The sequence below is a fragment of the Candidatus Fonsibacter ubiquis genome, assembly GCF_002688585.1.
Taxonomy (GTDB): domain Bacteria; phylum Pseudomonadota; class Alphaproteobacteria; order Pelagibacterales; family Pelagibacteraceae; genus Fontibacterium; species Fontibacterium commune.
Window position 1 is genome coordinate 235,916 of the sequence record NZ_CP024034.1, and the last position, 22,078, is coordinate 257,993.

Annotated in this window: 25 protein-coding genes and 1 other RNA gene; 17 read left to right on the forward strand and 9 right to left on the reverse strand. The window is 29.7% G+C overall.

The window, feature by feature from the left end; all coding sequences use genetic code 11:
* Positions 1–5 precede the first annotated feature (5 nt).
* The 3 genes from CR143_RS01300 to CR143_RS01310 are packed head-to-tail and all read left to right on the forward strand — an operon-like array spanning position 6 to position 2,635.
* The gene (locus CR143_RS01300) at positions 6–779 is read left to right on the forward strand and encodes a YdcF family protein (protein WP_099340048.1); all 774 of its coding nucleotides are present in this window, start codon (positions 6–8) and stop codon (positions 777–779) included.
* Positions 780–785: 6 nt separating this feature from the next.
* A complete protein-coding gene (locus CR143_RS01305) occupies positions 786–1,679 on the forward strand; it encodes a DMT family transporter (RefSeq protein ID WP_099340049.1) in 894 nt (297 codons plus the stop codon).
* Positions 1,679–2,635 (forward strand): D-2-hydroxyacid dehydrogenase family protein, encoded by a 957-nt coding sequence (locus tag CR143_RS01310; protein WP_099340050.1) that lies wholly within the window; start codon positions 1,679–1,681, stop codon positions 2,633–2,635. The genes CR143_RS01305 and CR143_RS01310 overlap by 1 nt, the downstream gene beginning before the upstream one ends.
* A 2-nt stretch (positions 2,636–2,637) precedes the next feature.
* Here CR143_RS01310 and CR143_RS01315 read toward each other — a convergent pair whose 3' ends face one another.
* The 3 genes from CR143_RS01315 to ssrA form a co-directional block, all read right to left on the reverse strand.
* Positions 2,638–3,354 (reverse strand): cytochrome c biogenesis CcdA family protein, encoded by a 717-nt coding sequence (locus CR143_RS01315; RefSeq protein WP_099340051.1) that lies wholly within the window; start codon positions 3,352–3,354, stop codon positions 2,638–2,640.
* A 6-nt stretch (positions 3,355–3,360) separates the two neighbouring features.
* Positions 3,361–3,621: a glutaredoxin 3 gene (gene grxC / locus CR143_RS01320; RefSeq protein WP_099340993.1), complete on the reverse strand. Its 261-nt coding sequence runs from the start codon at positions 3,619–3,621 to the stop codon at positions 3,361–3,363.
* A gap of 5 nt (positions 3,622–3,626) precedes the next feature.
* Positions 3,627–3,926: a transfer-messenger RNA gene (gene ssrA, locus CR143_RS01325) on the reverse strand.
* 28 nt (positions 3,927–3,954) lie between these two features.
* On the opposite strand from ssrA, the gene thyX reads away from it, so the two are divergent.
* Positions 3,955–4,905, forward strand: a complete 951-nt coding sequence (gene thyX / locus CR143_RS01330) for an FAD-dependent thymidylate synthase (protein ID WP_099340052.1) — start codon at positions 3,955–3,957, stop codon at positions 4,903–4,905.
* On the opposite strand, the gene CR143_RS01335 is transcribed toward thyX, so the two are convergent.
* Positions 4,898–5,728 (reverse strand): Mrp/NBP35 family ATP-binding protein, encoded by an 831-nt coding sequence (locus tag CR143_RS01335; RefSeq protein ID WP_099340053.1) that lies wholly within the window; start codon positions 5,726–5,728, stop codon positions 4,898–4,900. The genes thyX and CR143_RS01335 overlap by 8 nt on opposite strands.
* Before the next feature lie 70 nt (positions 5,729–5,798).
* Between CR143_RS01335 and hflK the strand changes: the two genes are divergently transcribed.
* From hflK to CR143_RS01400, 13 genes are all read left to right on the forward strand, one after another.
* On the forward strand, positions 5,799–6,938 hold the full coding sequence (gene hflK, locus CR143_RS01340; protein ID WP_099340054.1) for an FtsH protease activity modulator HflK: 1,140 nt from the start codon (positions 5,799–5,801) through the stop codon (positions 6,936–6,938).
* Complete coding sequence (hflC, locus tag CR143_RS01345; RefSeq protein WP_099340055.1) at positions 6,938–7,825, forward strand: protease modulator HflC; 888 nt, start codon at positions 6,938–6,940, stop codon at positions 7,823–7,825. Before hflK ends, hflC begins: the two co-directional genes overlap by 1 nt.
* Before the next feature lie 3 nt (positions 7,826–7,828).
* On the forward strand, positions 7,829–8,020 hold the full coding sequence (locus CR143_RS01350; protein WP_099340056.1) for a DUF2065 domain-containing protein: 192 nt from the start codon (positions 7,829–7,831) through the stop codon (positions 8,018–8,020).
* On the forward strand, positions 8,017–9,444 hold the full coding sequence (locus CR143_RS01355) for a Do family serine endopeptidase (RefSeq protein WP_099340057.1): 1,428 nt from the start codon (positions 8,017–8,019) through the stop codon (positions 9,442–9,444). The genes CR143_RS01350 and CR143_RS01355 overlap by 4 nt, the downstream gene beginning before the upstream one ends.
* A gap of 10 nt (positions 9,445–9,454) precedes the next feature.
* Positions 9,455–10,369 carry a tRNA (adenosine(37)-N6)-dimethylallyltransferase MiaA gene (gene miaA, locus CR143_RS01360; protein WP_099340058.1) on the forward strand — a complete coding sequence of 305 codons (915 nt, stop codon included), beginning with the start codon at positions 9,455–9,457 and terminating at the stop codon, positions 10,367–10,369.
* Between the two features lie 43 nt (positions 10,370–10,412).
* Positions 10,413–12,176, forward strand: coding sequence for an acetolactate synthase 3 large subunit (locus CR143_RS01365; RefSeq protein WP_099340059.1), 1,764 nt, complete (start codon positions 10,413–10,415; stop codon positions 12,174–12,176).
* Positions 12,173–12,739 carry an acetolactate synthase small subunit gene (gene ilvN / locus CR143_RS01370; protein ID WP_099340060.1) on the forward strand — a complete coding sequence of 189 codons (567 nt, stop codon included), beginning with the start codon at positions 12,173–12,175 and terminating at the stop codon, positions 12,737–12,739. Before CR143_RS01365 ends, ilvN begins: the two co-directional genes overlap by 4 nt.
* Positions 12,736–13,755: a ketol-acid reductoisomerase gene (gene ilvC, locus CR143_RS01375; protein ID WP_099340061.1), complete on the forward strand. Its 1,020-nt coding sequence runs from the start codon at positions 12,736–12,738 to the stop codon at positions 13,753–13,755. Before ilvN ends, ilvC begins: the two co-directional genes overlap by 4 nt.
* Before the next feature lie 106 nt (positions 13,756–13,861).
* Positions 13,862–15,421 (forward strand): 2-isopropylmalate synthase, encoded by a 1,560-nt coding sequence (locus CR143_RS01380; RefSeq protein WP_099340062.1) that lies wholly within the window; start codon positions 13,862–13,864, stop codon positions 15,419–15,421.
* A gap of 13 nt (positions 15,422–15,434) precedes the next feature.
* On the forward strand, positions 15,435–16,466 hold the full coding sequence (locus CR143_RS01385; RefSeq protein WP_099340063.1) for a rod shape-determining protein: 1,032 nt from the start codon (positions 15,435–15,437) through the stop codon (positions 16,464–16,466).
* 19 nt (positions 16,467–16,485) lie between these two features.
* On the forward strand, positions 16,486–17,346 hold the full coding sequence (gene mreC / locus CR143_RS01390) for a rod shape-determining protein MreC (protein WP_099340064.1): 861 nt from the start codon (positions 16,486–16,488) through the stop codon (positions 17,344–17,346).
* On the forward strand, positions 17,346–17,831 hold the full coding sequence (mreD, locus tag CR143_RS01395) for a rod shape-determining protein MreD (RefSeq protein WP_099340065.1): 486 nt from the start codon (positions 17,346–17,348) through the stop codon (positions 17,829–17,831). The genes mreC and mreD overlap by 1 nt, the downstream gene beginning before the upstream one ends.
* A gap of 4 nt (positions 17,832–17,835) precedes the next feature.
* Positions 17,836–18,474 (forward strand): ubiquinone biosynthesis protein COQ9, encoded by a 639-nt coding sequence (locus CR143_RS01400; RefSeq protein ID WP_099340066.1) that lies wholly within the window; start codon positions 17,836–17,838, stop codon positions 18,472–18,474.
* Here CR143_RS01400 and CR143_RS01405 read toward each other — a convergent pair.
* The 5 genes from CR143_RS01405 to CR143_RS01425 all read right to left on the reverse strand — a co-directional run bounded on the left by CR143_RS01405 (position 18,471) and on the right by CR143_RS01425 (position 22,077).
* The gene (locus tag CR143_RS01405) at positions 18,471–19,514 is read right to left on the reverse strand and encodes a 5-(carboxyamino)imidazole ribonucleotide synthase (RefSeq protein ID WP_099340067.1); all 1,044 of its coding nucleotides are present in this window, start codon (positions 19,512–19,514) and stop codon (positions 18,471–18,473) included. The genes CR143_RS01400 and CR143_RS01405 overlap by 4 nt on opposite strands.
* A complete protein-coding gene (purE, locus tag CR143_RS01410; RefSeq protein ID WP_099340068.1) occupies positions 19,511–20,011 on the reverse strand; it encodes a 5-(carboxyamino)imidazole ribonucleotide mutase in 501 nt (166 codons plus the stop codon). Before purE ends, CR143_RS01405 begins: the two co-directional genes overlap by 4 nt.
* A 22-nt stretch (positions 20,012–20,033) precedes the next feature.
* Positions 20,034–20,603 carry a cell cycle transcriptional regulator TrcR gene (locus tag CR143_RS01415; protein WP_099340069.1) on the reverse strand — a complete coding sequence of 190 codons (570 nt, stop codon included), beginning with the start codon at positions 20,601–20,603 and terminating at the stop codon, positions 20,034–20,036.
* Positions 20,604–20,609: 6 nt separating this feature from the next.
* Positions 20,610–20,843 (reverse strand): 50S ribosomal protein L31, encoded by a 234-nt coding sequence (gene rpmE, locus CR143_RS01420; RefSeq protein ID WP_099340070.1) that lies wholly within the window; start codon positions 20,841–20,843, stop codon positions 20,610–20,612.
* Between the two features lie 67 nt (positions 20,844–20,910).
* Complete coding sequence (locus CR143_RS01425; protein WP_099340071.1) at positions 20,911–22,077, reverse strand: MFS transporter; 1,167 nt, start codon at positions 22,075–22,077, stop codon at positions 20,911–20,913.
* Between the last annotated feature and the right edge of the window lies 1 nt (position 22,078).

A 22,078-nucleotide genomic window follows, 5' to 3' on the forward strand; every position in this document is an offset into this window, starting at 1 on the left:
ATTTTATGGAGTTTTATATAGCAAGGGTTGCTAACTATTTGTTAGAACCTATTTATATTTTATCATTTTTCTTAATAACTTTAATTTTTTTTTTACTTTTTACAAATTATAAGAAACTAACTATTCTTTCTGCAAAATTTTTATTATTGTTATTTTTATTTTTTGGTTACACACCCTTAAGTAATTTTTTACTTAATAAAATTGAAGATTTCATAAAACCATCTAAATATCCAGTTCAACAATTGAAAGGAGTTATAGTGCTTGGAGGAAGTTTCCATATTGGACTTGAACCAAAAGAAAGAAATGAGGTATCTCTAAACTCTTCTGCAGAAAGATTAACAAAAGTGTTAGAAATTTATAATAAAAATCCAAAAGTTTTAATTTTATTTACGGGATTTTCTAATGAATTAAAACCTAAAGGTTGGAGCGAATCTGATATGGCGAAAAAGTTTTTTTTAGAGCAGGGGGTGAGATTAGAAAATTTAATATTTGAAAACAAATCTAGAAATACATTTGAAAATATAATTTATTCTAAAGATATTATTAGAACAAATAAAGGGACCTGGGGACTTGTTACTTCAGCTAGTCATATGCCAAGATCATATTTTGGTTTCAAAAGACAAGGATTAATTTTAGAGCCAATAAGTGTTGATTACAGAACAGGAACAAGCTCTATTTTTTGGATAAATTTTGATATTAAAAAAGGCCTTGAAAATTGGAATATCATCTTACACGAAGTAGTTGGAATTTTTTATTATAAAATAACTGATAAAATTTAATATAAAATGAATTCTAATTTTAAAGCATATTTAATGCTAACGCTTTGTGCTTTTTTTTGGTCAGGTAATTTTATTGTTGGAAAATTTGCAACTCTTTATCAAGTACCTCCCTTAACACTTAATTTTTTTAGATGGTTAATTGTTTGGATTATCTTAATTCCATTTACCGCTAAGGATATTTTAATAAATATTAAAATTGTAAAAGAAAAATTTTATTCAATATTACTAATGTCGATTACCAGTATTAGTATTTTTAATTCTGTTGTTTATTATTCATTAAATTTTACTCAAGTTTTAAATGGAGCATTGATGATCTCAACAATTCCAGTGTTAATAATATTTATTTCGTTTATTTTTAGAGTTGAGAAAATAAATCTTAATCAAGTATTGGGGCTTATTTTATCAATAACTGGTGTGGTTATAATTATTACTCAATTGGAATTTTCAAGGCTAATTCATTTAGATCTTAATAAGGGTGATCTTTGGTTATTAGTTGCAATGTTATCATGGGCTATTTATTCAACTATGCTTAAAACGCATAAAACTGGTTTAAATTATCTTACTTTTATTTCAGTAATTGTAACACTTGGACTAATTTTTTTATTTCCACAATTTTTATTTGAACTTAAAAATGAAGAGTTAATAAAATTTAATTTTGCATTTATTTTAATCATTAGTTATGTGGTTTTATTTGCAGGACTTGGTGCTTATATTTTTTGGAATAAAGCTGTTTTAATTGTAGGGCCTAGTAGAGCTGGAATATTTTTACACTTAATGCCTGTATTTAGTTCTTTTATGGCTATATTTTTATTAAATGAAAAGTTTATGAATTTTCATATTTTTGGAGCTATTGCAATTATTTTAGGAATTTATTTATCATCTAAAAAAACAACCCTTTAATGAAAGTAGCAATTTTAGATGATTACCAAAATGTTTCCATGATTTTAGGAAATTTTGAAAAACTAAAAAAAGATTTTAATTTTCAAGTATTTAATCAGCCATTTGAAAATGAAAATCATGCCATAGAACAATTAAAAGATTTTGAAGCTTTACTTGTAATGAGAGAGCGAACTCCAATCACTAAAAAAATAATTTCAAATTTAAAAAATTTAAAACTTATTATAACCAGTGGAATGAGAAATAAATCTATAGATTTTTTAGCAGCAAAAGATAGAAAAGTTTTAATTTGTGGAACTGAATCAAGTTCTAATTCTACTGCAGAATTAACATGGGCATTAATTTTGGGGCTTGTTAGAAATTTAAGGGAAGAATCAGAAAATATGTACCAAGGTTATTGGCAGACTACCTTGGGATTTGAGTTGAAAGGAAAAACTTTAGGAATTATTGGACTTGGCAAAATTGGCATTCAAGTTTCTAGAGTTGCTTTAGCTTTTGGAATGAACGTCATTGCATGGAGCGAAAACCTTAAAATTTCAATAGCAAATGAAAATAAAGTATTAGCAGTAACCAAAGAAGAATTATTAGAAAAATCAGATATTGTTACAATTCATACCGTATTAAGTGAGAGAACAAAAAATTTAATTACTAAAAAAGATTTTAAATTAATGAAAGATTCAGCTTTTTTAATCAATACTTCAAGAGGTCCAATTGTAAATGAATTTGATCTTGTTGAGGCGCTTGAAAAAAATATAATAATGGGCGCAGGTTTGGATGTTTATGATATTGAGCCATTACCTGAAAATCATAAACTAAGATTTTTACCTAACGCATTGTTATTACCTCACCTAGGGTACGTTACTAAAGAAAATTATGAAGTTTTTTACACTCAAATGGCTGAAAATTTACTAGCATTTAAAGAAGGAAAACCTATTAGAGTGATCCAGATGCTAAATTAATTTTAGCCTAGCTTTTGAAGAATTGGAAAATACTCAATTAAATAAAATCCTAAAATTTGTAATTTTCCAGTAACAATTAAAATTCCAGTTATAATTAAAATAATCCCTGAGATCTTTTTTATATTAATTAAATAATTTTTCGCACTTTTTGAAAAAATTAAGAACTTTTTGATCAATAGACTTGAAAGTACAAAGGGAACCGCAAGACCTAGGGAGTAAAGACTTAATAGTAAAATTCCTTTGTAAATCGAGTCTTCCATTGATGCGAAAGCTAGAATGGATCCTAGAATTGGTCCAATGCAGGGCGTCCAGCCAAAGCCAAAACCAATACCTACAATAAATGGAAATAATAAATTATTTGAGTATTTAATATTAAAATTTCCAAAACTTTTATTTAAAAAATTTATTTTAATGAGCTCCAATAAATACATACCAAAAAAAATAATTATAACTCCAGATCCAATAGATAAGATTTTTGAATTTTGTAATAAAAAACTTCCAATAAAAGTTGCAGTTGCTCCAAGAGAAATAAATACTAATGAAAATCCTAGTGAAAAGAATATAGATTTTTTTAAAATAAAATTTTTAGATTTATTATCTAGTTCATTAAGAGTAGTACCGCAAATAAAAGATACATAGCCTGGGATTAAAGGAAGTACACAAGGAGATATAAAGCTTATAAAGCCTGCAAAAAAAGCAATAGAAAGAGAGACGACCATTAAGATTTATTCAAGTCCTAATAATTTATCTAATTTTTTTTCTTGGTCTAATTTATAAATCTTATCACAATCACCAATGTGAACATTATCAGCAAATATTTGTGGAACAGATCTTGCTCCATTTGCCATTGTTGTCATTTTTTCTCTTAATGCTTCATCATTAGACACATCAATTTCAGAAAATTTTATATTTTTTTTCTTTAATAATGATTTTGCTTTTACGCAAAATGGACAAAAATTTGTAGTATAAATTTCAATTTTTTTCATAAAAAAGTGGGGCGTTCTGTTACCCGGTGCCCCAGACCGTGCTTATCTAATTAATAAATTAATTAGGCAGCGAGAGCAAATTTATCATTTGCGTTTATATTTTAGTCCTTTGCGGTGGTACTATACCGGACGAAAGAAAAGCCTTTAGACACTAGTCGATTCTATTTCACCCCCGTAAGTTGAAATTGGTGGAGGTGCAGGGTACCGCCCCCTGGTCCTCAATGTTTATTCCGAATCTCGTTTATCGTCATAGTTGGAAAACCAACACTAATAATATAAGACTTTGAATCGTTAAATTAAAGATATATTTAAAATTTCTGTATTTCTAAGACAATGGAACTAACTTCTGAACAAAAAAAAGAAATTCAAGAACAACAATCACAGAATAATTCTACTAAAAGGGTAACTTCACCTGAACTTGAAAAAGTTCTTTATGAAGCAATTCCAGTGTTGGACCATGGGTTTATAAGAGTCATAGATTATATGGGGGATGATAGTTCTATTGTTCAATCTGCTAGAGTTTCCTATGGAAAAGGAACAAAAAAAGTTTCAACAGATGAAGGTCTCATAAGATATTTAATGAGGCATTGGCATAGCACTCCATTTGAAATGTGCGAGATTAAGTATCATGTAAAACTTCCAATTTTTATAGCAAGACAATGGATTAGACACAGAACAGCCAATGTAAACGAGTATTCAGCAAGATACTCTATATTAGATAAAGAGTTTTATATTCCAGCAAAAGAGCAATTATCAGCACAAGCAACTAACAATCGTCAAGGTAGAGGTGATTTGATTACGGGTGAACAAGCTGATGAAGTTTTAAAAATTTTAAAAGATGATGCGGTTAGAACTTATGACAATTATGAAAAAATGTTGAATGAAAGATTTGATGGAACAGTCATTGATGAAAAAAAATCTGGTCTAGCAAGAGAACTTGCAAGAATGAATTTAACATTAAATTCTTATACTCAGTGGTACTGGAAAACTGATCTTTTAAATCTCATGAATTTTTTATTTTTAAGAGGAGATAGTCATGCTCAGTATGAAATTAGAGTTTATGCTGAAAAAATGTTGGATACAGTAAAGAAATGGGTTCCAATTACCCATGCAGCATTTTTAGACTATAGAGTTGGTGCTGCTCATTTATCATCTAAAGGATTAAAAATTGTAAAATCTATGATCAATGGAAATAAAGTTAGCTATGAAGACTCTGGACTTAGTAAAAGAGAGTGGAATGAATTAATGGAAGTAATAGATAAAAAAAATCTTATAGTTAGTTAATTATTTTTGTAATTTTATTTGCAATTTCTAAGAACAGCTTTGAAACTTTATGATCTTTAAATTGATCTACAAAGGGTAAACCCTCATCTGAGTTTTTTCTAAGATTAATATCAATTGGAATTTGTCCTAAAAGTTCTACATTAAATTTACTTGCTATATTTTTTCCTCCATCTTTTCCAAATATAAAATGTTCAATTCCATCATCTGAGGTAAAGCTTGTCATATTTTCAACAATTCCAAGTATTTTAACATTAGTTCTTTTAAACATTTCAATCCCTTTTTTCACATCAATTATTGCAATGTCTTGAGGAGTTGTAATAATTACTGCCCCATCAATATCTATTTCTTGTGAAAAAGTTAACAGAGCATCTCCAGTTCCAGGAGGCATATCGATAATTAAAAAATCAATATTTTCCCACAAAACTTTTCCGGTAAAAGTTTTGATAGTACTTGCAACCATCGGGCCTCTCCAGATCATGGGAGTATCTTCTGAAACCATAAAGCCAATGGACATACATTGAATATTAAATTTACTAATTGGAATTAAATTTATTCCATCCTCACTTTTAGGTTTTTCAAAGATCCCCATCATTTTAGGAATAGATGGGCCATAAATATCAGCATCTAAAATACCAACATTATAATTTAAATTCTTAAGTGCGATTGCAAGATTTACAGCAATTGTTGATTTTCCAACGCCACCTTTTCCACTAGAGATAGCAATAATTTTTTTTACTCCATTTATTTTATTTTTTTTGAATGGAGTTTTCGGCGTAATCTGATCCATAAATTTTTTGCTTAAATTTGCGTCTTTTTCACTCATATCATCTATTGTAATTTACTTTTAAATACCCATTTAAACCTATATTAATTAGCCAAATTTTAAAAATAATATGTCATTAATTAAGACTAATAATAACAAAGATATTTTAAAGAAAGAATCTCCATGGGGTTCACCTTCAAAAAAAAATAATCAGCCTGGGCCCGATAATTCTTCAGTAGATATGGAGGATTTAGCTAAAAAGTTTCAAGATGGACTTAAAAATATATTTGGAGGTTCATCAAAAACACCAGATGCAAAAAAACCAATCGCTCTTTTTATAATTGGTGCTATTGCCGTTTGGGCATTAAGTGGGTTTTACAGAGTTGATGCCGATGAACAAGGTGTTGTTTTAAGATTTGGAAAATATACCAGCATGACTCAGCCTGGATTAAATTATCATTTACCTTATCCAATTGAGTCAGTGATGACTCCAAAGGTTACGCGAGTAAATAGAGTTGATGTTGGCTTTAGATCTTCTGGTGATAGCGCCAGAGGTTCAGTAAGTGATATTAGAGATGAAAGCGCTATGTTAACGGGCGATGAAAATATTGTTGATATAAATTATTCTGTTTTTTGGGTTATTAAAGATGCAAGCAAATATCTTTTCAATATTCAAAACCCAATAGATACTATTAAAACAGTTGCCGAAACTGCAATGCGTGAAATTATTGCAAGAAAAAAAATACAAGTAATTCTAACACAAGGTAGAGCAGAAATTGAAAACGAAGCGCAAAAAATTATGCAGCAAATTCTTGATTCATATAATGCCGGAATTGAAATTACCCAAGTTCAAGCACAAAAATCTGACCCTCCTGCACAAGTAATAGATTCTTTTAGGGATGTTCAGGCTGCTAAAGCCGATAAAGAGCGTTTACAAAATGAGGCGCAAGCATATGCCAATGATGTAATTCCACGAGCTAGAGGAGAAGCTGCCAAAATAGTTCAGGATGCTGAAGCTTATAAGAGAGAAGTTGTTGCTCAAGCTGAAGGAGAAGCAAGTAGGTTTATTGCAATCTACAATGAGTACGCAAAAGCTAAAACTGTTACACAGGAGCGAATGTATCTAGAAACTATGGAGAAAGTTTTGTCAGGTGTTAATAAAATTATCATTGATAAACAATCCGGCTCAGGCGTAGTGCCATATCTACCTTTGCCAGAACTGAAGAAGAATCAAGAACTTCAATTAAAAAAATCAGAGGTGAAGAATTAATGTCAGATAAGATATTTAAAATAGGAATTTTTATATTAGTTTTATTGGGACTTTTAATTTACTCAACTTTTTTTATTGTAAAAGAAACACACCAAGCAATTGTTTTGCAATTAGGTAATCCCAAGAAGGTATATAAAGAAGCCGGCCTTTATTGGAAAATTCCGTTACTACAGAATGTTCAAATGCTTGATAAAAGAGTTTTAGATATTGATGCTCCATCAGAAGAAGTTATTGCATTAGACCAAAAAAGAATAATCGTTGACGCTTACGCTAAATTTATAATTGTCGATCCATTAAAATTTTATATTTCTGTTGGAAATGAAAGAGTTGCTCAATCAAGGTTATCTTCAATTATTAATGCAAAAATCAGAGGTGTTTTGGGTAAAGAAAATTTAGTAAATTTAATCTCAACAAATAGAGTAAAATTAATGAGCCAAATTACAAAGGACGTAGCAGAAGAAGCTAAGGATTTCGGCATTAACGTTATTGATGTTCGTATTAAAAGAGCCGATCTTCCCGCTGCAAATAGTGAGGCTATATTTAAGAGAATGCAAACCGAAAGAACAAGAGAAGCAAAAGAATTTAGAGCTGAGGGTTTTGAATTAGGTCAAACTATAAAATCTAAAGCTGACAAAGAAGTTACAATTATACTAGCTGAAGCTAGAAAAAAATCTCAAATTCTTAGAGGAGAGGGCGATGGACAAAGAAATAAAATATTTGCAGATGCCTTTGGTAGAGATCCAGAATTTTTTAGTTTTTATAGAGCCATGCAATCTTATGAAAAATCTTTAATAAGTGGCAGTGAAACATCGCTAGTGTTATCTCCTGATAGTGAGTTTTTTAGATATTTTGGAGAGTCTGGCTTAAATAAGATTTTAAAAAAATAAAGAATGAACGAGATTTTTACAGCAATTGGTTTGTTGCTGTTTATCGAAGGATTACTTTATACAATTTTTCCAGGTGGAATGAAAAAAATGCTAAATTCTATGAAGGATTTATCTGAGCAAAAATTAAGGGTTGGAGGGCTTATTTTTGCCATTATAGGATTTATAATAGTGGCTTATATTAAAAAATTTCTATGAAAAATTTTAAAAGTTTCTTACTAATTATATTTTTTAATATTTTATTAATTTCAAATTTAAACTCAAAAGAAGTTCCTGATTCTTTTGCTGATTTAGTAGAAAAATTAACCCCATCCGTTGTTAATATTTCAGCGACCAGAGTAGTAGAGACAAGAAGTCAAAATCCATTTCCATTTCAATTTCCGCCAGGGCATCCTTTTGAAGATTTATTTAAAGATTTTGATAGAGGAGGCAGTCCGCAAAAAAGAAAATCACAGGCTTTAGGTTCTGGTTTTATAATTGATAAAGCGGGAATTATAATTACAAATAATCATGTCATACAAAGTGCTGAGGGAATTTTTGTAAAGTTAACAAATGGCAAAGAATATGAGGCAAAAGTTTTAGGAACTGATCCTACAAGCGATATTGCTGTCATTAAAATAACAACTAAAGATACTTTAAAATCAGTTTCCTTTGGAGATTCTGATAAAGCAAGAGTTGGAGATTGGGTGGTTGCAATTGGAAACCCTTTTGGATTAGGTGGAACAGTGACCGCTGGAATTATTTCGGCTCGAAATAGGGACATAAGTCTTGGTAGATATGATGATTTTATTCAAACAGATGCTGCAATAAATGTTGGAAATTCAGGAGGACCCTTATTTAATTTAAAAGGTGAAGTTGTTGGAATAAATAGTGCAATATTATCTAATTCAGGTGGATCAGTTGGAATAGGTTTTGCTATTCCATCCAATCTTGCAAAAAATGTAATTGATCAAATAATTAATACCGGAGAAATTAAGAGAGGATATATTGGAGTTAGAATACAGGAAGTTACAAAAGAGATCGCAGATAGTCTTGGCCTAAAAAATGTCGAAGGGGCATTAATTTCGAGCGCTGCAACTGATGGACCTGCAAATAAAGCAGGTATTCTTGCAGGAGACGTAATACTTGAGTTTAATAATATTAAAGTTGAAAACTATAGAAGACTTCAAAAAATTGTAGCAGAAACGCCAATTGGAAAAAATGTTGATGTAAAAATTTGGAGAAATAAGCAAATAATTACAAGAAATATAAAAGTTGCAAGACTTGAAGAGACAGTTGAAAGTAGGAGAGACAATAATAGGCAATCAACTCCAACCTCAGTATCCATTAAAGAACTTGGAGTTAAAATTAGAAATATTACTAACGAAGACGTTGAAAAAAGACCTGCCTTGAAAGATAAAAAAGGTGTCTTGATTATAGAAATAAGAGGAGATGGTCCGCTTGCATTACTTCCTATTCAAGAGGGTGAAGTGATTACTGCAGTTGGCAATAATCCTGTTTTCGATATAAAAAATTTTGAAGATCAATTTAAAAAAGAAATTAAAAAAAATACAAATTCTATTTTATTGACAATTTTTGATAGCAACAACCAAAGTAAATTTATTGGTGTAAAAATTAAATAATTTTTTACCAATGCAAAAAATTATTCTTATCGCAGGACCAACAGGTTCTGGTAAATCAGAAATTGCATTAAGACTTGCTAAAGAAGTAGATGGTGAAATTATTAATGCTGATAGCATGCAAGTTTATAAAGAAATTAAAACTTTATCAGCAAGACCAGAAAAAATTCTTAATGTTACGCATTATCTTTATGGCAATGTTTCTGTAAAAAATAATTTTTCAGCTGGCGAATGGTTAAAGAAAGTTAAATTAAATTTAAGAAAAATCTTAAATAAAAAAAAGATACCGATTTTTGTTGGTGGTACAGGATTATATTTTAAATTATTGACTGAAGGTATTTCTAATATTCCAAAAATTACAGATTCTATTAGAGTAAAAGCAAGAAGATTAAATAAGAAATTAGGTAATGATAAATTTTATAACTTACTTATAAAATTAGATCCTCTAGTTGAGAATAGGATAAAACAAAATGATACACATAGGTTAATTAGAGCTTATGAAGTTATAGTTTTTACAAAAAAATCCTTAATTGAGTGGCAAAAAAATAATAAAAACGAATTTGGTAATTATAGATTTATAAAAATATATATTAATCCTGAAAATAATTATCTACACAACTTACTTAGGTTGCGTCTTAAAAAAATGTTCGAATTAAATGCAATTGATGAAGTAAAAAAGTTTTACAAACTAAAAATAAACAAAACTTTACCTGCTAATAAAATTTTAGGAATAGAAGAGATTAAGAAATACTTGGATAAAAAAATTTCCATAGAGCAAGCATTTGAAGAAACTTTTATAAGAACAAGAAGATATGTAAAAAGACAAAGAACTTGGTTTAGAGGACATATGAAAGACTGGATTAGTATTTTTCACCCTAATTTTGATATTTTAACAAAAAAAATTGTAAAATTAGTTACTTCATCTTGACCGTTAAATTAACTAGTTTAGATTGAATTTTCGGAAAATTTATATGTCACAAATAACTGGAGCAGAAATAGTTTTCAAAGCTTTTGCCGATCACGGCGTTGAATATATTTTTGGTTATCCAGGTGGTGCTATTCTTCCATTATATGATGAATTAAAAAATCATAAAAAAATTAAACATATTCTTGTCAGACACGAGCAAGGAGCGGGACATGCAGCAGAGGGTTATGCAAGATCATCAGGTAAGCCCGGAGTTGTTTTGGTTACTTCAGGTCCAGGCGCAACAAATATGGTGACAGCGTTAACAGATGCTTACATGGACTCAATCCCATTAGTTTGTGTCACTGGTCAAGTTCCAACTCATTTGATTGGAACAGATGCATTTCAAGAGTGTGATACCACTGGCATTACACGGCCGTGCACAAAGCATAATTGGTTAGTGAAAGATATTAAAGATCTGCCAATAATTATGCACAAAGCTTTTCATATAGCGACTAGTGGAAGACCAGGGCCAGTTTTAGTTGATATTCCAAAAGATATTCAATTTCAAAAAACAGAATATGTAAAAAAAGAAGATGTAATCCAAAAAATTAATAAAGTTGTAACTGAGATTGACTCTTCTGAATTAGATAAAATTATCGATTTAATTTATAAATCAAAAAAACCAATCATTTACTCTGGTGGCGGAGTTGTAAATTCTGGAGATAAAGCTTCAGCCTTACTGGAGGATTTAGTTCGTATGACTGGTTTTCCTATAACTTCAACTTTGCAAGGGTTAGGAGCATTTCCAGGAGACGACCAACAATTTATTGGGATGCTAGGGATGCATGGAACGTACGAGGCAAATAATGCCATGCATGACTGTGATTTGATGATAAATATTGGCGCTCGTTTTGATGATCGGATCACAGGTAAAATAGATAAATTTTCACCAGGATCTAAAAAAATTCATATTGATATTGATCCGTCATCTATTAATAAAATTATAAAAGTTGATCATGCAGTTGTTGGTGATGTTGAAAATGTTTTAAATAAACTGATTACAGTTTTTAAGAAAAAATATCCTAATTTCAAAAATTCAAATAAAGAAAATATTAGTCAATGGTGGAAGCAAATTAACAAATGGAGAGAAAAAAATTGTTTAGCATTTGTTCAAGGAAAAAAAACTATTAAACCACAATATGCAATTGAAAGATTATATGAACTAACAAAAAATCAAGACACTTTTATTACAACCGAAGTAGGCCAGCATCAAATGTGGGCTGCCCAATATTATAAATTTAAAAAACCAAAAAGATGGATGACTTCAGGGGGTCTTGGAACTATGGGATTTGGTCTTCCCGCTGCAATTGGTGTTCAACTTGCAAATCCTGGAAAATTAGTTGTTGATATTGCTGGCGAGGCTTCAATTTTGATGAATATTCAAGAATTGTCCACTGCAGTTCAGTATAGACTTCCAGTTAAAATATTTATCATAAATAATCAATACATGGGAATGGTTAGACAATGGCAAGAGTTATTGCATGAAAAAAATTATGCAGAAAGCTATACAGAGGCTTTGCCAGATTTTGTCAAACTTGCAGAAGCTTATGGGGCTATTGGGATTAGAGCAACTACGCCTGAAGAGTTAGATTTAAAAATTAAACAAATGATTAAATCAGATAAACCAGTTCTTTTTGATTGTGTTGTAGATAAAGTTGAAAACTGTTTTCCAATGATACCTTCAGGAAAAGCACATAATGAAATGATTTTAAATCCAGCAGATGAGAAAGAAAATAAAATTTCTAAAGCAGGAAAGGTATTGGTATGAAAAAGCCCTTATCAGCATATCCGGACTCTATAAAAACAGAGCAAACTGAAAGACATATCATGGTTGTTTGGGTGGATAATGAAGCTGGAGTATTAGCAAGAGTTTCAGGGCTATTTTCTGGCCGAGGTTATAACATTGAGTCATTAGCAGTTGCGCAGGTAGATGATGAAAAAAATATATCTAGAATTACTATCGCAACGAATGGAACAAATTCTGTTATAGAACAAATAAAAGCTCAATTACTAAAACTTATTCCTGTTTACAAAGTTGCCTCTTTCCCAGTGGATGATAAGTCAATTTTTAGAGAGTTAGCTTTAGTAAAAATTATAGCTGATAAAAAAAATCTTGAAAAAGCCAAAGAAATTTGTAATTCTTACAAAGCGCAATATCTTGATACAACCAATACTTCTTTTATTGTAGAATTTCATTCAACAAGACGAGAAATAGATCGTTTCATTAAGGAATTAAAACCTTATGGAATCGCAAGCGTTGCAAGAACTGGTCCTTTAGCAATGGCAAAGGGAGCAGAAATAACTGAGGCAAACAAAGGAAAAGTTATATGAAAATTTTTTATGAAAAAGACGCTAATCAAAATTTAATTAAGGATAAAAAAGTTGCAATTTTTGGTTTTGGAAGCCAAGGACATGCGCATGCTTTAAATTTAAAAGATAGTGGAGTTAAAGAATTAGTTGTTGCTTTAAGAGAAGATTCTCCAAGTCGTAAAAAAGCAGAAGCAAGTGGATTAAAAGTTATGAGTTTGTCAGATGCTGCAGAATGGGCTGATGTTGCAATGATTTTGACACCTGATGAATTGCAATCGCAAATTTATAAAAATCATATTGAACAAAGAATGAGACAAGGAACAACTTTAGCTTTTGCCCATGGCTTAAATATTCATTTTGATCTTATTAGTGCACGAAAAGATTTAGATGTTTTTATGATTGCTCCTAAAGGACCAGGTCATTTAGTTAGAAGTGAATTTCAAAAAGGGGGTGGGGTACCATGCCTAATGGCTGTTCACCAGGACGGATCAGGAAAAGCGAGAGAGCTCGCATTATCTTATGCAAGTGCTATTGGTGGTGGAAAATCTGGAATCATAGAGACAACATTTAGAGAAGAGTGCGAAACAGATTTATTTGGAGAGCAAGCAGTTTTGTGTGGAGGTTTAGTTGAACTAATTAAAAAAGGTTATGAAACTTTAGTTGAAGCTGGATACACGCCAGAGATGGCATATTTTGAATGTTTACATGAAGTAAAATTAATTGTTGATTTAATTTATGAAGGGGGAATTGCTAATATGAATTATTCAATTTCAAATACTGCTGAATATGGAGAATATATTTCAGGACCTAAAATTATAGATGACAAGACAAAAGATAGAATGAGAGAAGTATTAAAAGATATTCAATCTGGAAAATTTACTAAACTTTGGATGGATGAAAATAAGATAGGCCAGAAAAATTTTTTAAGAATGAGAAAAGAATTATCAGAGCATCCTATAGAAAAAGTTGGTGAAAAACTAAGAGCCATGATGCCTTGGATTGGTAAAAATAAGCTCGTTGATAAAAGCAAGAATTAAGATTATTTAATAAAATTAAGCTTACTTACTTGTTAAAAAATCGACGAAATCTTGAAAAATATATATCAGTAGATTTTTAATTTTAGCTAAATTAAGTTTAAAAAATATGGCAAAAAGTAATAATCAAATCATTATTTTTGACACGACATTAAGAGATGGAGAACAATCTCCTGGCGCTTCAATGAGTCTTGAAGAAAAAGTACAAATTGCTCATGCATTTGAAGATTTAGGCGTTGATGTTATGGAGGCTGGTTTTCCAGCTGCCTCTAATGGTGATTTTGAAGCCGTATCTGAAATTGCAAAAATTTTAAAAAAAACTATTCCCTGTGGATTAGCTAGAGCTGTCAAAGCAGATATAGAAAAATGCAAAGATGCATTAAAACATTCAAAGCGTTTTAGGATTCATACATTTCTTTCTACAAGTCCTTTACATATGAAGCATAAATTAAAAAAAACACCAAAGGAAGTTTTGGAATTAATTAAAGATAGCGTTTCTTTAGCCAGAAGATTCACCGATGATGTTGAGTGGTCACCAGAGGATGGAACTAGAACTACACCAGATTTTTTATGTAAAACTGTAGAGCTTGCAATTAAATGTGGAGCGAAAACAATTAATATTCCTGATACTGTAGGTTATACAATCCCAGATGAGTACTACAAAACAATTAAATTATTATTTGATAAGGTTCCAAATATAGACAAAGCGATCGTTTCAACCCATTGTCATAATGATCTTGGACTTGCTGTTGCAAATTCATTAGCAGGAGTAAAAGCTGGTGCACGACAAATTGAATGTACAATTAATGGTATTGGCGAAAGAGCAGGAAATGCTGCCTTAGAAGAAATTGTAATGGCAATCAAAACTCGAAGTGATTTAATGCCATATAAAACAAATATTAATACTAAAAAAATTAGCAGCTGTTCAAAATTGGTAGCAAATGTCACAGGTTTCCCAGTTCAATTTAATAAAGCAATTGTTGGAAAAAATGCTTTTGCTCATGAGTCAGGAATTCATCAGGATGGAATGTTAAAAAATAAAAAAACTTATGAAATCATGACACCAGAAAGTGTTGGAGTTACAAAATCTTCTTTAGTTATGGGAAAGCATTCTGGAAGAAATGCATTTAAAGATAAAGCTGCAGAATTAGGTTATCCAGATTTAAATGAAGAATTAGTAAATAATACTTTTAAAAAATTTAAAGATTTAGCTGATAAAAAAAAACATGTTTTCGATGAAGATATTATTGCATTAATAGATGATGATTTAATGAAACATAATAATGCAATTAGTTTATCATCTTTGGAAGTTATTGCGGGTACTAAAGGGCCTCAAAAAGCAAAAATCGAACTTATGATTTATGATGAAATTAAAAAAACAGAGACTGAAGGTGATGGACCTGTGGATGCAATATTTAAAGCAATAAAAAAAATCTATCCTCATAATGTCAATCTTCAGCTTTATCAGGTGCAGGCAGTAACAGAGGGAACTGATGCGCAAGCAACGGTCAGTGTGAGAATTGAGGAAAAAGGCAAGATTTCTGTGGGCCAGGCCGCAGATACGGATACTCTTGTCGCTTCAGCAAAAGCGTATATAAACGCACTAAATAAATTAATTATTAAGAGAAAAAGAACTGCACCAAGCCCAGACTTGAGTGCCTCTGCTTAATTAGGAAAAAAATATGTTTGATAAACTATTTGGATTTTGGTCAACAGACATGGCAATTGATTTAGGAACAGCGAACACATTAGTTTATGTTCGTGGAAAAGGAATCGTGCTTAATGAACCATCTGTCGTTGCTGTTATTTCTAGAAATGGAAGAAATGAAGTTTTGGCTGTTGGTGAAGAGGCAAAACAAATGTTGGGACGAACACCTGGAAATATTACAGCAATTAGACCTATGAAAGATGGTGTGATCGCAGATTTTATTGTTACAGAAGAAATGATCAAACATTTTATTAGAAAAATTCATAAGAGAAATGCTTTTGCAAATCCTAGAATTATTATTTGTGTACCAACAGGATCAACACCAGTTGAAAGAAGAGCCATTCAAGAAGCTGGTTATGCAGCTGGAGCACGTAAAGTACAACTTATAGAAGAACCGGTGGCAGCAGCTATCGGAGCGGGTCTTCCAATATCAGAGCCTCAGGCATCTATGATTGTTGATATAGGTGGCGGAACAACTGAGATTGCAGTCATGTCTTTAGGTGGAATTGTTTACTCTCATTCTTTAAGAATTGCTGGTGATGCAATGGACACAGCAATTATTAATTTTATGAAGAAAAAATTTAATTTATTGATTGGAGACTCAACGGCAGAAAAAATTAAAAAAGAAATAGGATCTGCGATTCCAACAGGCTCTGAAAAAACTTTTTTAATGAAAGGAAGAGATATTAGAACTGGAACTCCTAAAGAAGTTATTTTAACAGAAAAAGATACTGCTGAAGCTTTAGAAGGAGTTGTGAGTCAGATTGTTAATGCTGTTAAACATGCTTTAGAAAATACTCCACCAGAATTATCTTCAGATTTAGTTGATTCTGGAATGGTATTAGCAGGAGGTGGTGCATATTTAAAAAATTTAGACAAACTTATTAAAAAAGAGACTGGATTACCAGTTACTATTGCAGAAGATGCATTATCATGTGTTGCAATTGGAACTGGCAAGGCTTTAGAGCAAGAAGGAATATTTTCTTCTATGCTAACTTCATATTAAAAAGTTATATAAATATAATATGAGTCAAAATAGGCTTGCAAGAAGCTCAACTCCAGGCGTTTCCGCACTACAAAAAACTATCAGCAAAAAATTTCTACTTCCTTTTTATATTATAGTTTCCTTTTTATTTTTATTTTCAGAAAAAAGTGATTTTAAGGCAATAAGATTTTTAAAAGCATTAATTAATGATGGAATTACCTATAGTGTTTATGTTGTTAATACACCAATTAATCTTATCTCTGACCTAAGCAGGTCTGCCCGACAGTATTTAAATTTTAATATTGTTTTAGAAAATAAAAAACTAAAAGATCAAATTGAACAATTAAATGCTGAAAAAAGAGAATTACAATTTTTTAAAAATGAGAATGATAATTTAAAAAGAGTTTTAGGAATTAAAAATAAAGATGATTATGTATCTATTTATGCAAAAATAATTCATGAAGATACTAATGAGTTTGCTAAAAATATAATTCTATCAATAGGATCTAACGACGGGGTACAGTTAGGACAAGCAATTGTGCTTAATAATGTTTATCTTGGAAAAATTTCAGAAGTTAATTTATTTAGTTCAAAGGCTATGGTTGTTACGGATTTAAATAGTAGAGTTCCAGTTGTTATTCCGTCAAGGGGCGTTAATGCAATTTTAAAAGGAAATGGTCTAGCAGGGTCACAACTACTTTTCCTTCCACAAAATGCCGTATTAGAAAATAATGATCAAATTTACACCTCAGGTTCAGACGGGGTTATAAAAGAGGGTCTGTATATTGGAAAAATAGTTACTGATAATAAAAAAGATATTAAGAAAAGAAAATATTCCGTCGATCTTGGTTTCAAAGAGCATCAATTAAATTATGTTTCAGTTTTAAAAGTTAAAAAATAATGAGTTCTATTTTAGAAAAAATTAAATTTTATTCTGCTCATATTATTTTCATCTTAATTTGTATTAATGATAGTATTTTTATTAATACCTGGATTGCGCCTGGTCCAATTATAAATATTAAATATATACTTGTTTTTTATTTTTCTTTTTTTGATAAAGGACGTTTTTCAATTACATTTCTTTTTCTCGTTGGATTAATCTTTGACTCGTTACAAGGAATGCCTTTTGGAATGACATCTATATGCTTCATTCTTTTAAGTATATTAGCTGCATATTTGAAACAGAGAAGAACACAGATAAATTTTCAAAATGAATTTATTGCTTTTGCTATATCGTTGTTCGTTACACAGGTTGTATCGGTTATAATTCTAAATTACTTTTCACCAGTTCCTTTTGAGTATCTATTATTAGCAATCAACTTCATCGTAAGTCTTGTCTTTTATCCAGTTATAAGGACTTTGCTTAAAGTTTTTTATCATTACTAATTTCATGCTTAATCTAACTAAATTAGAAAAAGAAAAAATCTTAAAATATCTTTATAAAAATTATCAAAATATTAATTTTGATAATATTGATAAGGATGATTTCTTTAAAAAAAATACTGGGCTAAATTTTTTTGAAAAAGAAGAATTATTACTTGCAGTTAGTAGTCTAGTATTTGAGGATTTAGACAAGAATTTTTTAAAAGAAACTAAATCTAATATAAATAAGATTACAAAAACTAATGATAAAATTTCTTTTTTATTAAATAAAAGATTTCAATTGGAGGCGAGAAATAAGAATTTAATTAAGAAAATTTTTATACATTTAATAAAAAATAATAACTCAAATAAGGTATTAAATTACATTTATTCTGTTGCCGACATTATCTGGAAGATCTCTAGCGATCGATCTGTTGATTTTAATTATTATACAAAAAGATTAATACTATCATCTGTTTATTTAAAAATTTTGATCTTAATTTTTTATAGAGATAATTTAACCGAGAAAGATATTGAATTAGAAATCCAGAAATCTTTAGAGCATATAAAATTATTATCTCAATTTAAAATAAAGTTTAATTTTTTAAAAAATGTCAAAGAATTTTTTAGCTTTTTTTCTATTCAAAAAGCTGGTCGTGGTTTTTAAATTATTTTAGTTATATGTCCCATTTTTCTTTTATCTTTAATTTCTTTTTTTCCATAATCATAAAAGAATTCCTTCTTTGTAATGTTTTTTGATCTATATTTTTCAATATCAAATCCTAGTATGTTATACATAGTCGCTTTATAAATTCTTTTTGGTTTTTTTAATTTAAGATTACAAACAGCTCTTATGTGGTTTTCAAACTGACTAACATTATAAGCATTCAATGTTAAATGTCCCGAATTGTGAACTCTAGGAGCAATTTCATTAACTAATAATTTGTTTTCTTTAGTTACAAAAAATTCAACACACATAGTTCCAATATAGTTTAATTTATTTATTATTTTTTTTGAGATTTCTCTTGCCTCATTATTTAATTTCCTACTAATGTTTGCTGGAATTTTAGATTTTTCAAGTATTTGATGTTTATGAAGGTTTTCAAAAGCATCAAAGGCTACAGTTTTTGATTTATTTCTAGAAATAACCATAGAAATTTCTTTTTTAAAATTAACTAATTTTTCAATTATATATTCATTATTTTTAAAAGAATATTTTAAAAAATTTTTTTTATCCTTGAAAAATATCTGTCCTTTGCCATCATATCCAAAACGTGTTGTTTTTACAAATGCAGGAAAAAAACTGTTATTTATTTTTCTTTTATTAACTTTTTTTAAGTAATAAAATTCAGTTGTTTTTATTCCTATTGAATTTAAAAAATTTTTTTCTTTTAACCTGTCTTGAAGAATTCTTATTATAGAAGGTTTTGGAGACACTGTAATTTTTTTTTCAACATAGTCCAAGGTTTGAAATGGTATATTTTCAAATTCAAATGTCGCTAAATCAATATTCTTAATAAAAAAATCTAATTTTTTTTTATTTTTGTAATTTGAGATAATAAAATCATCACTGTGATAGATTGCAGGAGAGTCAAAACTATCAGTAAAAACAAAGGTTCTAATATTAAGTTTTTTTGCTGATTGAACTAAAAATTTTCCTAACTGACCACCCCCAAATATCCCAAGGGTAAAGGTTTTTTTATTCATTTCTTGGGACTATGTTTTACCGATAAAGTTTGCTTGTTTCTCCATATTCGTAAATTATTTGCAATTTTTTTATTATTAAGACTTAAGATTGAGGCAGCATAAAGAGCTGCATTTTTCGCTCCTGTTTCTCCTATTGCAACTGTTCCAACAGGAATACCAAATGGCATCTGAACGATTGATAATAAACTGTCTAGTCCTTTTAATGATTTTGTTTCCATTGGAACCCCAATGACAGGCAAATCTGTAATTGCAGCAATCATACCTGGTAAATGCGCGGAGCCACCAGCTCCGGCAATGATAACTGCTAAATTATTTTTTTTTGCAGACTTAGCAAAATCTACTAACCTCATAGGTGTTCTATGTGCTGATACAATTTTTACAATGTATTGGATTTTTAATTTTTTTAAAATCTCTGCAGACTTTTTAAGCGTTGACCAGTCTGATTTGCTTCCCATAACTATAGAAACAATAGATTTATTTTTTATCTTAAAAGACATATTAGTTATAAAATAAGTTAAATTACTTATTAGCTTCTAATTTTAATTTTGCTTTTTTTTGGCTCTCAACTCTTCTATTTGCTTTTTCCACTGCTTTTTGTAGATCATTTTGAGTACATAAGTTTAAGGCCACAGGATCTTTTGGTGTTATATTTGCAATATTCCAATGCTTTCTACTTTTAACAGAATCCACAGTACTTGTAGTCGTACCAACAAGTTTTGAAATCTGTCCTTCTGATAATTGGGGATAATTTTTAATCAACCAAGCAATAGCATCTGGTCTATCCTGTCTTTTTGAAAGAGGAGTATATTTTGGCCCTACAACAGTTTTAATTTCGTAATCCAAAACTTTTTTATTAATAGACAATGATCTGTTAGGATCTTTGCTACACTCTTCAATTTCTTCTCTTGTTAATTGATTTGCAAGTATTGGATTATATGCTTTTATTCCAACAGCAACGTCACCATCTGCAATACCTTTAATTTCAAGTTCATGAAGCTGACAAAAATCTGCTATTTGTTTGAAAGTGAGACTTGTATTTTCAAGTAGCCATACTGCCGTCGCTTTTGGCATTAAGGGTTTGTCTAACATAGGTATTTATTTTTTAACGGTTTTAGTTGTAAGATTTTCAAATTTTTTATTAAATTTACTAACTCTTCCTTTATCAATAATTTTTTGTGAACCGCCTGTCCAAGCAGGATGAGATATCGGATCAATATCTAATTTCATCACGTCGTTTTCTTTTCCCCAAGTGGATAAAGTTTCAAACTGGGTCCCATCAGTCATTACAACTTTTATCTTATGTGTTTTTGGGTGTATTTTTTCTTTCATAAATTTAGAAGAAAGTTTTTATAGCAAAACTAGATAAATAGACAACACTTGTTAGCGAATAAACTGATCATTTATTAACTTTTTTAACTAAACATAAATAAAATATTATTGTTAGTACAAGAATTGTTGAGTTTACGTAAAAAGGCATGTCTTTTCCAAAAAATAAAAACAAAACACCAGCGGTAGGTTGGCCAATAAATCTAGATATTGATTGAGCAGAATAAGCAGCACCTAAAGCAAATCCTTTTTCATTTTTAGAACATTTTTTGGATACTAAGCTATTCAAACAAGGGTTTGTAACACCAATTCCATAACAAAGAAAAAATATTGCAACTGGAACTAAATAAATATTTGAGGTTGGGATTAATAAAAAACCAAAAATTAAAAATAAAATTCCACTTTTTATTAACTGTATTTCGTTAAAAAATTTTAGTAGCGCCCTTAAAATAAATCCCTGAACTATAATTTGGCTTAAACCAGCATACAACATAACTATCCCAACTTCTCTTGGGCCCCATACAAAAGTTTCTTTTATCCAGATTGCAAAAATACCCTCCATTCCAGAAAAACCAAAATAAACTATGAAAATAATTAAAAAAAATGGAAGTAAGATTTTTTTTTTCATTAATCTAAATTGCAAGTAGATTTTAGTAAATGAAGTTTTTATTGAAAAATTATTAAAAGTTTTTTTAGATTCTTTTAAAAAAAAAGTTACAAATAATAAATTAAAAATATTAATTAAACAGGCAATCCAAGCAACATTTGAAAGTGTCATGATAGTAAAATTTGATCCGGCAACTAATCCGCCAAGTAATGGCCCCACAGTAAACCCTAAACCAAAAGCAACTCCAAATAAGCCCATACCTTTAGCTCGATTTTTCTTAGTGGTAATGTCAGCAATATAAGCTGTTCCAACGGAAACGTTATTCTTAAATAAACCAGCAATAATTCTTGATAAAAATATCATCAATAAACTTCCACTAATTGCTAATATTAAATTTGCAAAAATCTCTGCAAAACAATTTAAGATGATAAGTGGTTTTCTTCCGAACCTATCAGACAAGCTACCCCAAAGTGGAGAGGTAAAAAATTGAAAAAAAGAAAAAGATCCAAAAATTATTGTTATTAAGAGAATATTTCCACCATACTCATAAATTAGAAATGGTAATGTTGAAATTAAAACTCCACTAAATGCAAGGACATCAATAAATAAAAAAGTTAGAATTTTTAGCATT